The sequence below is a fragment of the Brevundimonas diminuta genome (assembly GCF_039673845.1).
Classification (GTDB): domain Bacteria; phylum Pseudomonadota; class Alphaproteobacteria; order Caulobacterales; family Caulobacteraceae; genus Brevundimonas; species Brevundimonas diminuta_E.
The window spans coordinates 95,249-107,386 of the sequence record NZ_JBDJMK010000008.1 but is presented as its reverse complement, the minus strand read 5'-3'; the positions used below and the strand labels follow the sequence as shown (position 1 = coordinate 107,386).

At 67.3% G+C, this 12,138-nt stretch carries 15 protein-coding genes; 8 read left to right on the top strand and 7 right to left on the bottom strand.

All coding sequences use genetic code 11. From position 1 onward, the window contains the following. Nucleotides 1-161: 161 nt before the first annotated feature. The 5 genes from ABE454_RS10250 to hxsB form a co-directional block, all read right to left on the bottom strand. Nucleotides 162-317 carry a hypothetical protein gene (locus ABE454_RS10250; RefSeq protein ID WP_346531414.1) on the bottom strand — a complete coding sequence of 52 codons (156 nt, stop codon included), beginning with the start codon at nt 315-317 and terminating at the stop codon, nt 162-164. After that, the gene (locus ABE454_RS10245; RefSeq protein ID WP_346531412.1) at nt 290-1,336 is read right to left on the bottom strand and encodes a hypothetical protein; all 1,047 of its coding nucleotides are present in this window, start codon (nt 1,334-1,336) and stop codon (nt 290-292) included. Before ABE454_RS10245 ends, ABE454_RS10250 begins: the two co-directional genes overlap by 28 nt. Nucleotides 1,337-1,419: 83 nt before the next feature. Continuing rightward, a complete protein-coding gene (gene hxsA, locus ABE454_RS10240; RefSeq protein ID WP_346531410.1) occupies nt 1,420-2,415 on the bottom strand; it encodes a His-Xaa-Ser repeat protein HxsA in 996 nt (331 codons plus the stop codon). Continuing rightward, nucleotides 2,402-3,562: a His-Xaa-Ser system radical SAM maturase HxsC gene (hxsC, locus tag ABE454_RS10235; RefSeq protein WP_346531409.1), complete on the bottom strand. Its 1,161-nt coding sequence runs from the start codon at nt 3,560-3,562 to the stop codon at nt 2,402-2,404. The genes hxsA and hxsC overlap by 14 nt, the downstream gene beginning before the upstream one ends. Continuing rightward, nucleotides 3,559-5,004 carry a His-Xaa-Ser system radical SAM maturase HxsB gene (gene hxsB / locus ABE454_RS10230; RefSeq protein WP_346531408.1) on the bottom strand — a complete coding sequence of 482 codons (1,446 nt, stop codon included), beginning with the start codon at nt 5,002-5,004 and terminating at the stop codon, nt 3,559-3,561. The genes hxsC and hxsB overlap by 4 nt, the downstream gene beginning before the upstream one ends. Nucleotides 5,005-5,210: 206 nt before the next feature. On the opposite strand from hxsB, the gene ABE454_RS10225 reads away from it, so the two are divergent. The 8 genes from ABE454_RS10225 (at nt 5,211) to ABE454_RS10190 (ending at nt 10,355) form a co-directional block, all read left to right on the top strand. Beyond that, complete coding sequence (locus tag ABE454_RS10225; RefSeq protein ID WP_346531406.1) at nt 5,211-5,435, top strand: hypothetical protein; 225 nt, start codon at nt 5,211-5,213, stop codon at nt 5,433-5,435. A 201-nt stretch (nt 5,436-5,636) separates the two neighbouring features. Continuing rightward, on the top strand, nt 5,637-5,822 hold the full coding sequence (locus ABE454_RS10220; protein ID WP_346531405.1) for a hypothetical protein: 186 nt from the start codon (nt 5,637-5,639) through the stop codon (nt 5,820-5,822). Between the two features lie 43 nt (nt 5,823-5,865). Continuing rightward, nucleotides 5,866-6,585, top strand: coding sequence for an SOS response-associated peptidase (locus tag ABE454_RS10215; protein WP_430826118.1), 720 nt, complete (start codon nt 5,866-5,868; stop codon nt 6,583-6,585). Continuing rightward, nucleotides 6,575-6,742 (top strand): hypothetical protein, encoded by a 168-nt coding sequence (locus tag ABE454_RS10210; RefSeq protein ID WP_346531402.1) that lies wholly within the window; start codon nt 6,575-6,577, stop codon nt 6,740-6,742. Before ABE454_RS10215 ends, ABE454_RS10210 begins: the two co-directional genes overlap by 11 nt. A 593-nt stretch (nt 6,743-7,335) precedes the next feature. Beyond that, nucleotides 7,336-7,629: a DUF736 domain-containing protein gene (locus ABE454_RS10205; RefSeq protein ID WP_346531401.1), complete on the top strand. Its 294-nt coding sequence runs from the start codon at nt 7,336-7,338 to the stop codon at nt 7,627-7,629. A 66-nt stretch (nt 7,630-7,695) separates the two neighbouring features. Then, nucleotides 7,696-8,583 (top strand): ArdC family protein, encoded by an 888-nt coding sequence (locus ABE454_RS10200; RefSeq protein WP_346531400.1) that lies wholly within the window; start codon nt 7,696-7,698, stop codon nt 8,581-8,583. Nucleotides 8,584-8,805: 222 nt separating this feature from the next. After that, nucleotides 8,806-9,327, top strand: a complete 522-nt coding sequence (gene mobC / locus ABE454_RS10195) for a plasmid mobilization relaxosome protein MobC (protein WP_346531398.1) — start codon at nt 8,806-8,808, stop codon at nt 9,325-9,327. Then, nucleotides 9,324-10,355, top strand: coding sequence for a relaxase/mobilization nuclease domain-containing protein (locus ABE454_RS10190; RefSeq protein ID WP_346531396.1), 1,032 nt, complete (start codon nt 9,324-9,326; stop codon nt 10,353-10,355). The genes mobC and ABE454_RS10190 overlap by 4 nt, the downstream gene beginning before the upstream one ends. 7 nt (nt 10,356-10,362) lie before the next feature. On the opposite strand, the gene ABE454_RS10185 is transcribed toward ABE454_RS10190, so the two are convergent. Beyond that, the gene (locus tag ABE454_RS10185) at nt 10,363-11,679 is read right to left on the bottom strand and encodes a type II toxin-antitoxin system HipA family toxin (RefSeq protein ID WP_346531394.1); all 1,317 of its coding nucleotides are present in this window, start codon (nt 11,677-11,679) and stop codon (nt 10,363-10,365) included. Continuing rightward, the gene (locus ABE454_RS10180; protein ID WP_346531392.1) at nt 11,676-12,020 is read right to left on the bottom strand and encodes a helix-turn-helix domain-containing protein; all 345 of its coding nucleotides are present in this window, start codon (nt 12,018-12,020) and stop codon (nt 11,676-11,678) included. The genes ABE454_RS10185 and ABE454_RS10180 overlap by 4 nt, the downstream gene beginning before the upstream one ends. Between the last annotated feature and the right edge of the window lie 118 nt (nt 12,021-12,138).

Here is a 12,138-nt window from a genome sequence, read left to right as displayed (position 1 = left end):
TTGGGGCGTGCCGCTTCGCGACGCTCGAGGCTAGGGCGGCGTAGTGAAACTGCACGTATCGTGTGAAGAAAGCGGTGTCGGCTGCGGTGAGTGCGGCCCAGTCGAATGGACGCCGAAGCGGCGCTGCCGCCGCCGTTTGCGGGGTCGGGGGACGTTCATGGTCAATCCACCGCCACGAGCAGCTCGATGCGGTTTTGATAAAGCGTCGAAAGGGCGGCTGGATCTGCGAGGCTGTTTCGCGCCGAGAGGAATGCACGCTGGGAAGATCGCAGGGCCTGGCGGTCCCGGCTCAGAGCCGAGGCGCGGGTGTTGGCCATGGCCAGCATCCGATCCTGGATCGCCAGCGCCGGCAGGGCGCAGACGCTTTGCTCGCCTGCCGTGCTCCGCACTCAAAGGAGGGGCCGGCGGCGTTCAGAGGTTCGATATAGACGGGCGCGGCGTAGCCGTTCTTGCCCAGAAACCATTGAAGAGCTTCGGGATAGGTCGCAAAGGTCAGTTCGGCTTCGGGCGGGCAGGCGTCCTGGGTGCGAATCCGGCAGGCCTTGGGAAGGTCCCAGTCCGAGGCCTGATCATAGGCGCCGAGCATGAGGGTCCAGGCTGCATCCAGTTGGCCGAGCCGGGCCGCCGTCGCGACGAAGGCGGCGCAGGCGCCGTTCGAACCCGCCAGGCAGTCCGGTCGAACCTCTTCCAGATAGGCGGCGTAGGTCGGGCGGAAGGCGCGTTCGGCCGAAAGGGTTGTGATCTTGCCCTGATGGACCTGCTTGATGACGGGCGGCGCGGCGCTCTCGGCATAGGAAGCGAAGGCGTAGAGGAAGGCCTGGTCGACGAAGACCATCTCCTTGCGGCCGTCATTGTCGAGGTCCTTGGGCGTCGCCGGGACGTCTCCGTCCCATGACCCCAGTTCCGTGCGGTTCCAGCGGCCGTCTCGACGCTCGAAAACCGTCACCTCGGTGCAGCAGTGGGCGCCGCCGCTGTAGTCGGCGACGATCAGCTGACGCGTGGGATCTGCGGCGTCCATCTGCACGACCATGAAGGTCAGGTTCGCCCAACTCGATCCCGAGGTCTGGTGATCCAGGGCTGCGCCGTCAGGCGCGATAATCTTGAGCTGCGCCGCCGGGAATCCTTCGCTGTCGACTGTAGGCGAGACGGTCAGGCTGTAGCCGCCGACGCGGTAGGTCCGAGCGAGGTCCTCGCCCTTCCATACGATCCACTGCCCTTCCACGTCCGTGTCGGGAAGGGGAGCGACGGTCTCGGTCGCGGGTGCAGGCGGCGAGGAGAGAGAGCGGGTGCGGGTGTTCTCCCCTCCGGCGAGCACGGCGACGACGACGCCCAGCACGACCAGACCGAGAATCCAAGGCCAGGACGGACGTTTGTCTCCGTCCGAATGCGAGGCGGGGTGCGGGGAGGACGGCCTCTGACCTAGGTCCACGAGATACGAACCTCGATCGCCTGGCCGACGAAGACAGCGTACGCGCCGTCGACCCGCATGCGGTAGAGGGCGGCGGCGCGGACGGCGGACTGGCCGTAACGGCGGCCCGGCAGGGTTTCCGACTCGGCGAAGCAGGCGAAGAGGGTTCCGTCTTCCGCCACCATGCAACGTATGACGGCGCTGCCGAGCGGCTGGCGCGGGGCGCCGGAGGGGCGCAGACGATCCAGATCAGCGGCGGTCGGTTGGTCGAGCCACACGGGCTCGGCAGGCACGGGCTCGACGGCTGCTGGAGCCTGAGGGGCCAAGGGGGCGATCGCGACGGGGGCGGGGGCCGCGCCGAGAGAAGGCGTGGCTACGGTGACACCCAGGCCGTCGAGGGTCGCCAGATCGAGATAGCCGGACTGGGGCAGACCATTGGCGGCCTGGTATTGCCTCAGCGCGGTCCGTGTCTTGTCGCCGAGAAGACCATCCAGCCCGCCCGGATCATAGCCGCGAACCGTCAGGGCTGTCTGGACCCGACGCACCACCTGACGGATTTCGGACTGGCTGAAGGCGCGGCCATTGATGCGGTCGCTCGGCGTAGAGGCTCCGCTCGACACGAAGGGCGTCGTGGTCGGCGTCGAATAGGTCGTAGCCGGAGGGCTGTAGAGAGGGGCGACGGCGCGTGGCGTCGTGGTGCGCGGGGCGGGAGTACGCGGCGGGGTGTAGACCGGCGGCGTGTAGCGGGGCGCTCGATAGCCGCCGCTGCCGGAATAATGGGAGCGGTGCGAGCTATGGCTGCGGTGGCTGCGATGGCTGCCGTGGCCGGCCAGCTGCAGCAGGCGCTTGGCCTGGGCCGGGTCGCGCCAGTAGGTCACGTCGCGTTGGGCCTCGGGTTTGTCGGCCACGGCCTTGGCGTCGGACTGCGGAGCCGCGATCGCCGGTTGCTGGGCGACGAAAGGACTTGCGACACCCAGGAGAAGGGTCAGGCGGTCACGCCAGTTCATGGTGCGTCTCCGGAGAACGAATAGGTGCGATGGCGCGGCTCCGCCATGTCGGCCCGGCCGAGGCGAAGAAGCCGGCGCAGTCGGCGGCCGCCGTGCAACCCTTGCACTCGGGCGCGAAGTTGTTCTTCCAGTCCGAGATGGACTGTCGCGCGAATGAACGAAGCGGCGGCGGCAGGATGCAGAGCGGCAGATTGTAGAGGGAGGTGGACAGGCCGCGATTGGCGAGATGGAAGACCGCCTCGCGCAGCGGCGCGACATAGTCGACCGGATCGATCCAGAGGCGGTCGCGGTTGCTCTTGGCGAAGCCCATGGGCTCAAGCCCCATGAGGGCGACGTGTTCGACGAAGGGCAGGCGGCGGTAGAGGAAGGAGGCGAGCTGGGGCAAGCGGTCTACGGTCAGGCGGTGCAGCACCACGCGGATTTCGACCCGGGCGCCAAGCCGGCCCAGCTCGAAGAGACCCTGCAGCGTCTCATCGAAAGCGCCGGACGCATCGACGACGAGATCGTGATCGGCGGCGACGTCGCCGTAAACCGGCACGGCCCAGACGACCTTGTCGGGGTGTCGCTGAACCAGGCTCTCGGCCAGAGCGCGCGAAGCGAACAAGCGGCCATTGGTCAGAATATGGAGACCGGTGTCCGGCAGGTGCAGCGCGCAGGCGTCGATCAGGCGGCCGAGATCCTCGCCCAGCAGGGTGGGCTCGCCGCCGCTCACGCCGAGCTGAACCTCGTCGCGGTCGATCAGCGGGATCAATCTGAGAAGTTCGTCGGTCCGCCAACTGTCGTCCTCGTCGCGTGGCGGCTGCGAACACATCAGGCAGCGGCTGTTGCAGCGCTCGGTGGCGAAGAGGGTGTTGGCGCCGGATCCGCGCCGATAGAGGACGGATATCTGGGTGGAATCCGGTCTGAGCCGCACCACGTCGCCGGGCTGGAGGACATGCGCATTGCGCAGACCGGAAATGGAAATGGCGGCGTCGGGGAAGGTCTCCGCGCCCACGGAGCCTGCAAAGGCGTCGCCCTGCGCCTCCCACAGCAGGATGTCAGCAGGCGCGAGGTGGGAGGCCAGCGCCTCCTCCGGCGTAAGCACCTTCAGGATCTCGACGTCCCGGACGCCGTGGATCCGGGCGTGGGTGTGAAGCGGAAGGCTCATCGATCGACATGCCCTGGCGCGAGGATGTCGCTGCGCGGCTTGCCCATGGCCCAGGCCAGGAAGGTGGTCAGGGTGGAGGCGTCGGCGTCCGTCAGCCTGTTGAAGAGCAGGGTGAACAGGCTCTTATGCTTGAAGCAGAACGCGCTGGTCGCGCGATCCCCGATCGGATCGCCATGGGCGGCGGCGTGATAGACGGGGTCGGCCCCGCAGAAGGGCACGAAGGCGCACTCGCTGCATCCTGGCAGGGTTTCCGCGACCGAGCCGGTCGCAAGCCAGCGCATGGCAGGCGAAGACATCAGCGTATCGAGCGTGTCCGTCACCCGACCCATGGCGAAGCGGTCGTCGCCGGTGCGCGCGGCCATACGGGCTTCGTCCGCCGGATAGACCCGTCCGTCGTAGTCATAGACGAGGACGCCCAGACCTGCGCCGGCAGGGGACCTCAGGTCCATATAGCCCGAATGGAAGGGCGTCAGCATGTGGCGCAGGAGGATGGCCGTATAGGTCTCCTCGAACGGCTCGCCCGATGCGTTGAGTTCGAGGATGTAGTCGAGCGCCGCCTCATAGAAGGAGATGAATTCGCTCATCTCATAGCCGATGGCGCGTCGGGTCTTCAGCGCGAAGCCGTAGGGGCTGATGGGGCGCAGGAAAATCGAGGCGAAGCCGAGGTCGCGATAGTGATCGACCAACCGCTTCGGGTCGGACAGGGCGCGCCGCGTGAGGGTGGGGAGGGCGCTGACGGCCTCGTCGCCCAGGATGGCCCGGGCCCGCGCCAGGGCGTGTAGCGTGCGGGCCCAACTGTCGCGGCCCGGATTGGGTCGGTTGGCGTCGTGCCAATCCGCAGGGCCGTCGATCGACGTCGAGAGACGGATCTCATGGTCGCGGCAATAGGCGAGGTCGTCGTCGGACAGATGGTGCAGGGTCGAGACCATGGCGAAGCTGAGCTTTCGGCCATGGATCTCATTGAGCGCTTCGGCCCGCTCTACGATAGCGCGAACCAGGTCGAAGCGGAGTGCGGGTTCGCCGCCCTGGAACTCGATGGTGAGCGCGGGCGCGGGCGCTTCGAAGACCCGGTCGAGAGCCGCATGGGCGTCTTCGAGGCTCATGTCGAAACCGGCCGCGTCCACCGCCGCGCGCGACACCTTGCAATATTGGCAGCTGTGATCGCAGCGCAGCGTCACCACGAAGATGTGGAGGGAAGGCCCGTCCAGGGCGAAAGATTTTCGCGTGGCGTAGACGGCGCTTTCCAGATCGCTCCAATGCACGCGCGGCGTGTCATGAAGCAGGGCGCGCGCCTCGAGGTCTGCGTGGCGCGGGTGTCCGAGAAGGATGGCGTCGGCCGTCAGGGCCTTGTGCTCGGCAGCCGACAACACCGCGTAGTCGCCGAGATCATTGGTGACCAGCACCCGACGCCCTTCAGCGTCTAGTTGTATTGAGCGTCGCATAGAGCCCCTCCCGCCCCAGGTGGTCATGCCGCCGATCCGATGGATTTGCAACGAGCGATCGGCGTTCGTTATGGGGCGGTGCGTTTTTCCGCCCGGCTTCTCCACAGAATTAGAACAAAGCAGGAACATTTAATTTGTCCCAAACAGTTTCGGCCGCCTAGAACGGCGAGGGGTCGGTCGGCCGCTTCTGGAGCTGCACCATGCAAATGAACTTGGAAGGAAGGGCGCTGTCGGTTGCGGAACCGACGCGCGAGGACTTTGTACTCGGCCGGCTGATGGCGGTCTGGCAGCACGGAGAGGCCGCGCGGGCTGATCCCGTCCTGCTGAACATGCAGGTTCGTATTGCGGCTGAGCTGGCGCGGATCTCTCCCGACGCGGCGGCGAAGGGCAGGGCGCTCTTCGAACGCCTGACTTCGGACGGCCGCGCCTGAGGCATTGGGTTTCAGTGCCTGGGAGGACCGTCCGCTCGCCTGTCATCTGGCGATGCCGGGTTCGGAGCCGGAGATACGGCTGCAGAAGGCCGCCGATGTCAGCTCAATGGAGTCTTTGGGATGAGAACGCCGCGACGCGCCCGTCCGAATGATCACGACCTAGCCCGGCTGAGGGAGGCCCGGGATATTCTCGAAAGCCTGATGATTCAGCTGCGTCCCGCCACGCCCGAGCATCGCTCCGTGGTGAACGCCTTCGACGCCGTGCGGACTGCGGCGATCGACTGGACGGGCAATCCTGAGATCTGGAGCGGACCGGACTCGGCAGGGCGCCAGGGCCTGCCGGACGCCTTCATCAAACGTCCGGAACATCCGAAGTGGCCGCGCTAGGGGCCCGCTTCTCAACCGGGGTTCTGCGTGCGAGGCTGAACCCATGTGCAACAACTACGCGCTGACCAGGGGGCAGACGGCGATCCGCGAGGCGGCCAGGGCCATGCGCGACCTGACCGGCAACCTGGCACCCATGCCCGGGATTTTCCCGGACTATCCGGCGCCCATTGTCCGGACCGGCGCCGACGGGGTGCGGGAACTCGCGCTGGCGCGCTGGGGCATGCCGTCGTCACCCCAGGTCATCTTTGAGGCCGCGGGCCGGCGCGCGGACAGGATGCGGGCCAGAGGCGGCAGCGTCGATTTCGACGCCTTGCTGAAGATGGAGCCAGACAAGGGTTTGACTAACATCCGCAACACGGACAGCCGGCACTGGGCGCCGCATCTGGAGCCGGCCAAGCGATGCCTGATCCCCTTCACCAGTTTCAGCGAGTTCAATCGCGAGGCGGGTGGCGACATCTGGTTCGCTCTGGGAGAAGATCGCCCTCTGGCCTTCTTCGCCGGCCTCTGGACGCCGGACTGGACGGGCGTGCGAAAGATCAGCACAGGCCTCGAGACCATTGACCTGTTCGGCTTCCTGACCTGCAGGCCCAACGCCGAGGTGGAGGCTGTTCACCCCAAGGCCATGCCGGTGATCCTGACGGAACCGTCGGAGATCGAGTGCTGGATGTCGGCGTCCTGGGAGGAGGCACGGGCCTTACAGCGGCCTTTGGCTGATGGAGCGCTTCGCATTGTGGCGCGGGGAGTAAAACTTGATGACGCCTGAGGACGAGAGAGCGCTGGCGCTTAAGCTGTCGCGCGACGCCCTGTATCTGCATGAGCGATCACGGCAGGCTGGCTGGATCGGCGCTTCTATCTGGCTGCGTTTCAGGGCTCTGATGTGCGAGGAGACGGCGGCCCGGCTGCGTCGCCGCGCGGGCTGATCCGAACAGGCTTCGGAGTTTTGCGGTTAGTCTGCTGACCCCCAGATCGCCGCAGGCCTTGAGGATCAGGAGGGCTTGCGCATCCTCTATGCGCCTCGACTTCCGTTTGTACCGGCGTTTCCAAGCACCGGGCCGATCAGCATGCCGTCCTGAGCCCATCGCGGTCTGGCCCGGCCTTTTCAGGCGCCCGGCACGACGTTGTTGAGGTGGCTGCCGTAGGGTGGGTTGGGCGTCGACGCCCTCCCTGGTCTCTGGCCGCCGCAAGTCGTTGGCGGATCGTGTGGATCTGTTCGTGCGGCCTTGCCTGAACGAAGAGGCGCCTCGGAGGACAGGCGTTCTCCTGCAGACGCGCCACGCGGCGCGGTCTCTCGAAGGGCGGATCTGACCGGAACCCGATCGGCTGGCGCAACCGTGCGTTCGACTTTCATCCCCAGCCTGACGGCCTTCCTCGCGAAACAGGAAAGTCTCCCTTGCGGTCCTTCGCTTCGCTGCGGGGGCTCGACTGCGTCCGCCCTGCGCGCCGCCCGGCCACCGGTCTCCCGATCGCCATCGAGGCCGCGGCAGGCGTGGCCCGACAGCAAGGAGAGACCACCATGGCTACCATCGGCACCTTCACAGCCCAGGGCGACGGCTACACGGGCTCGATCAAGACCCTCACGCTCAACGTCAAGGCGGCGGCCTTCCGGCCTAACGAAAAGAGCGACGACAAGGCGCCCGACTACCGCATCTTGGCTGGCCAGACCGAGTTCGGGGCCGCCTGGAAGAGGACGAGCCGGGAAAACCGCGACTACCTCTCGGTCAAGCTCGACGACCCCAGCTTCCCGGCTCCGATCTACGCCTCCCTGGTCGAGGCCGAGGACGGGCACAGCCTGATCTGGTCCCGCTGACCCAGCCGCGGCGGCGCTGAGGCAGCGCCGCCGCCCATCCCTTCATCGCCATTCGAGGAGGCCGCCATGACGCGCCCTAACGAACCCGCACGCTCCGATATTCACACCCGCATCACGAACCAGATCATCGCCCAACTGGAAGCCGGGGTCCGTCCCTGGACCCAGCCCTGGAAGGCCGGGGCCCCTGTCAGCCGTCCCCTCCGTCACGACGGCACGCCCTACAGCGGCGTCAACATCCTTCTCCTCTGGTCGGAGGCCGCCACGCGGGGATTCACGGCATCGACCTGGATGACTTTCCGTCAGGCGCTGGCGCTTGGAGGTCATGTCCGGAAGGGCGAGCGCGGCGTCATGGTCGTCTACGCCAACCAGATCATCCGGGAGGAAGCCGATGAGGCCGGCAAGCCCGTCGAGCAGCGCATTCCTTTCCTGAAGACCTACACGGTTTTCAACCTGGATCAGATCGACGGCCTGCCTGAGCCCTACGCGCCGCAGCCGCAGCCGACGATCAATCCCGAGGTTCGGATCGGCACGGTTGAGGCCTACTTCAGAGCTTGCGGAGCAGACATCCGGCACGGGGGCGGGAGCGCCTTCTACGCGCCTGGACCGGACTTCGTGCAGATGCCAGCCTTCGAAAGTTTTCAGGACGCTCAGAGTTACTACGCCACCCTTGGCCATGAGATGATCCATTGGACCCGCCATTCCAGCCGGCTGGATCGGAATCTCGGGCGTCAGCGTCACGGCGACGAAGGCTATGCCCGGGAGGAACTGGTCGCTGAGCTCGGCGCGGCCTTCCTCTGCGCCGACCTTGGCCTGACGCCTGAGTCTCGCGAGGACCATGCGGCCTATATCGCTTCCTGGCTTCAGGTGCTGCGCGACGACAGGCGGTTCATCGTATCGGCCGCTGCCCATGCGCAGCGGGCGGTCGCCTGGCTGCATGGGCTGCAGCCTGGATAGCTGAGGTCGGCCTCTACCGGTCAGCGCCCCGCATGGCTGCGGCGGCGCCGGCCGGAAAGATCGGCTGGACCGCTCTGCATTCCGTCAGGCTGAGGCGGCGGCTGGCGGCGCTAGTTGTCGGTAGGACCTATGGGATCATCCGTAGGCCTACGGGGCGAGCGGAGAGGGTGGGTAGGGCAGGATAGGCTTTGCGCCGGCAATGTCTGACAGAGCCCTTTCCCCATGGACCGTTTCACCGTTCGCCTTCCGCCCGATCTGGCCCGCCGCTTCGATGCGGCGGCGAGCGCGTGCGGCGGGCGGTCGAGGCTGTTGAGGCGTTTGATCGAGGCCTCCGCGGCGGATGGGGATCCGCGTTCCGGCCCGGCGCCAGCGGAGCCTCTGACCGGAAAACTGACCCTGAGGCTGGGCGCTGCTGATCTCGCCGCCGTGGAGGCCGAGGCGGCGAGGGCCGACCTGTCGCGCACCCAGTGGGTGGTCGCCCTCGTGCGTCGGCGGCTCCATGACCGGCCGCAGCTTTCGCCGCCGGAGGCCGCTGCCTTCATCGAGGTGCAGCGCGACCTGCGCCGGATCGGCGTGAACCTGAACCAGATCGCCCGGACCGTGAACGCGACGGTTCCGGGAGGGCGGGCCCCTGATGTTGAACTGGCTCGCGTCCTCGCCTTTGCAGAGGAGGTCAGAGGCGGCCTGTTGTGTCTGCGGCGGGCGTTCGAGGGCAACCTCGACTACTGGTCGGCCGGGTCATGACAGGCTTCCGGCCGCCATTCGGTTTCGAGGAGGCGCTACGGCCGCCGATCCAGCCGGCGCGGGCGCGGATCACGCGGCCCGTGCTTGGGCGTGGGGGATCGGGAGGCGGCAAGGGGGCGCGGGCGACGCTTGCACGTGTGGCGCGGCACGTGCCGGAGGCCATGGTCAAAATCACCGGCAAGACGCATGACGCCGGCCATCTCACCCGGCACCTCGACTATATCTCCCGCAACGGACGCCTGTCCCTGGAAGGCCCGGACGGCGAGCGGCTGAAGGGACGCGCCGAGGTGCGGACGCTGGCGGACGACTGGGCGGGAGAGCTATCGGCGGAGCCTATGCGGCGGCGAACGGCGGTCTCCATGTCGATCATCCTGAGCATGCCGGCGGGCACGGAGCCCTTCCGCGTCGAGGACGCGTCGCGGGCCTTCGCCGAGCGGGTGTTCGGCGAGCGCTTCTCTTACGTCTTCGTCCTGCACGACGAGGACAGGCATCCGCACGTCCACCTGACGGTGAGGATGTCAGGTCGTGAGGGCGCGCGGCTGAACCCCAGGAAGGCCGATCTCCAGAGGTGGCGGGAGGTCTTCGCTGAAACCCTGCGGGAGCGCGGCGTCGAAGCGGAGGCGACGCCGCGTCGGGCGCGGGGCGTGGTGCGCAAGGCGGAGCGGACCTCTGTTCGCAAGGCGCGAGAGCGGTTCGAAGCGGGAGCAGGGCCCCTGCCGAAGGTGCTGGCGGGCGCCTTGCGCGAGGCGGCCCGCGACGAGGGCGAAGGGGCGGTCTGGGAGCGTCAGGCGATCGAGCGCCAGCGCCTTATACGGCGCGCCTATGTGGCGGAGGCCCTGGCGCTTGCCCGCTCCAGTGATCCCGAGGAACGTGAACTCGGCCGCTTGGTCGAAGCCTTTGTCCGCAGTCTGCCGAAGCCTGAGACCCGGCGGATGCGTCTGCGCGACGAGATCGCAGCCGTCCGGGGCCGCGCCAGCGACGAAGCGACCAGGTCGCTCGATCCGGATCCTCGGGGCCGTTCGCGTTGAGACGATATCAGTCGGTTTTGGCCGTCTTCAGTTCAAGGCGGAGGGCGCGCTGGATGCGGACGGCGTCGGCTTCATAGACGCCGGCGTCATCGGCGTAGGCGCGCCAGGCCGAGACCGGGGCGCTGACTTCCTCGACCAGGGCGAGGGCCTTTCTCCGGCTGAAGCCGCAGTAGCCCCCGAAGGCGACGAGGTCCTCCAGGTCGAAGTCGTCGCGCTTGCCGTTCAGGCTCATCTGATGCTGCCGGGTCCAGGGGCCGGAGGGGTTGTAGGCATAGGCCACGTCATAGGCGGGGGAGAGCCGCCAGGCGCCGGTGCGGTCCATCAGGAAGGCGATGTTCTTGACGTGGTCGTCCTGGTTGCGGATCAGGATGTTGAAGACCGCGCGGCGGAACTGCTGCTCGATGTCGACGGCCGGCAGGCCGAGTCTGCGGATCGTCTCGACAGCCTGTTCATAGGCGTAGGCGCCGGCGGCGTTGAAATCGAAATGACGGATAGCCGCGAGGGACTGCATGTGCAGCTTGTCGCCCGTCGACGTTCGGTCGAAGCGCCGGGTCATGAAGTGGCTGCGGCCGCCCTCTTGGTGGAGGCGGCATTCGGACATGTCGACGCCGGCGTCGGCCGCCATGCGCGAGAAGGCGTATTCGATCAGGCCGAAGCCCTGGGGATCGGCCAGTTCCTTGTCGCGGTTGTTGCTCACCCCGTCGAACTTGATCAGCCAGTAGGTGAAGCCCGCGTCCGCCGGGAGCTGGCCGGAACGGAATTCGCCGGTGGCTTCATTCCAGGCGAGCACCGCCTTGGCGCGGGCCCCGCCGGCCGAGGTGCCGACGCGCAGGATCTCCTCCAGCGTGTCGCGGTCGTCCTCCCCCGACAGGACGCCGTGCAGGTCGGCGCGGGCGTCAAGGACCTGATTGGCGAGGTCGACGAGGGCGTCGATCTGGATCGGGCGCGATCGACGCTCGGTTTTGAGAATGGTCGGATGAAACTCTAGCGCGCCCATGCCGCGGGTGCCGATGTAGCAGAGGCGTTCCACGGGGTTGAAGCCGGCGGCGTCGCGGCCTTCGCGCGCGAGCCAGGCGTCGATCAGGGCGTTGCCGTACTTGTCGGGAAGGGAGTCCGCCAGGAGGCCGGGCAGGCCCTTGAAGGCGTCCCGCGGCAGTTCGGGAAAGGCGTAGGGCGCGGCGTTCAGCGGCATGGCGAGGGGCGCCAGCTCCACGCCGCTGCCGAGGAAGTCGGGCATGTACTGGAAGACGGCGTGCCCGCGGTCCTCGACCCAGCTGACGGCGCCGATGTCGGTGCCCCACAGGCGGATGACGGCGTCGGTCATGACTTGTCGCCCCAAGCCCAGCGGGAGGCGGGCGGGGGCGAGGCGGCGGGCGCGGCGCGCCGGCGTTCCCGGCCGGCCGGGCGCACCCGTTCGACCGGCCGGATATCCAGGACGGGCGTAAGAGCCTCGAGGCGGCCAGCGATCCCCAGGGCGTCCATCACGCGGACAAGATTGTCGAGGGAGATGTTTTTTCCGTCTTCCAGGCGACGCAGGGTGCTGAGCGAAAGCCCCGCCTCGGTCGCGAGCTGCGCCTGGGTGAGGTTCCGGCTGAGGCGTTCGGTCGCCAGTCCGCGACCCAGGCGTTCAGCCTGACGATGGATTTCCGCCTCGGCGATCGGCATGCAATCCTCCATATATGAACTTTTATCGCTCCTGGGATGTGGTAATGTCTATATATGAATGATTGTGAAGAGTCCATAGTGAGGCTCTGTTATCGCCTATATATGAGCTTTTAAGCTA

Excerpts from the sequence above, each read along its gene's own strand:
- ABE454_RS10210 (WP_346531402.1), top strand. The coding sequence starts at position 6,575 with ATGACGCCTGAGGACGAGAGAGCGCTGGCGCTTAAGCTGTCGCGCGAC.
- ABE454_RS10185 (WP_346531394.1), bottom strand. The coding sequence starts at position 11,679 with ATGACCGACGCCGTCATCCGCCTGTGGGGCACCGACATCGGCGCCGTC.
- ABE454_RS10190 (WP_346531396.1), top strand. The coding sequence starts at position 9,324 with ATGACAGGCTTCCGGCCGCCATTCGGTTTCGAGGAGGCGCTACGGCCG.
- mobC (WP_346531398.1), top strand. The coding sequence starts at position 8,806 with ATGGACCGTTTCACCGTTCGCCTTCCGCCCGATCTGGCCCGCCGCTTC.
- ABE454_RS10225 (WP_346531406.1), top strand. The coding sequence starts at position 5,211 with ATGAACTTGGAAGGAAGGGCGCTGTCGGTTGCGGAACCGACGCGCGAG.
- hxsA (WP_346531410.1), bottom strand. The coding sequence starts at position 2,415 with ATGAACTGGCGTGACCGCCTGACCCTTCTCCTGGGTGTCGCAAGTCCT.
- hxsC (WP_346531409.1), bottom strand. The coding sequence starts at position 3,562 with ATGAGCCTTCCGCTTCACACCCACGCCCGGATCCACGGCGTCCGGGAC.
- ABE454_RS10200 (WP_346531400.1), top strand. The coding sequence starts at position 7,696 with ATGACGCGCCCTAACGAACCCGCACGCTCCGATATTCACACCCGCATC.
- ABE454_RS10215 (WP_430826118.1), top strand. The coding sequence starts at position 5,866 with ATGTGCAACAACTACGCGCTGACCAGGGGGCAGACGGCGATCCGCGAG.
- ABE454_RS10180 (WP_346531392.1), bottom strand. The coding sequence starts at position 12,020 with ATGCCGATCGCCGAGGCGGAAATCCATCGTCAGGCTGAACGCCTGGGT.
- ABE454_RS10220 (WP_346531405.1), top strand. The coding sequence starts at position 5,637 with ATGATTCAGCTGCGTCCCGCCACGCCCGAGCATCGCTCCGTGGTGAAC.
- hxsB (WP_346531408.1), bottom strand. The coding sequence starts at position 5,004 with ATGCGACGCTCAATACAACTAGACGCTGAAGGGCGTCGGGTGCTGGTC.
- ABE454_RS10250 (WP_346531414.1), bottom strand. The coding sequence starts at position 317 with ATGGCCAACACCCGCGCCTCGGCTCTGAGCCGGGACCGCCAGGCCCTG.
- ABE454_RS10205 (WP_346531401.1), top strand. The coding sequence starts at position 7,336 with ATGGCTACCATCGGCACCTTCACAGCCCAGGGCGACGGCTACACGGGC.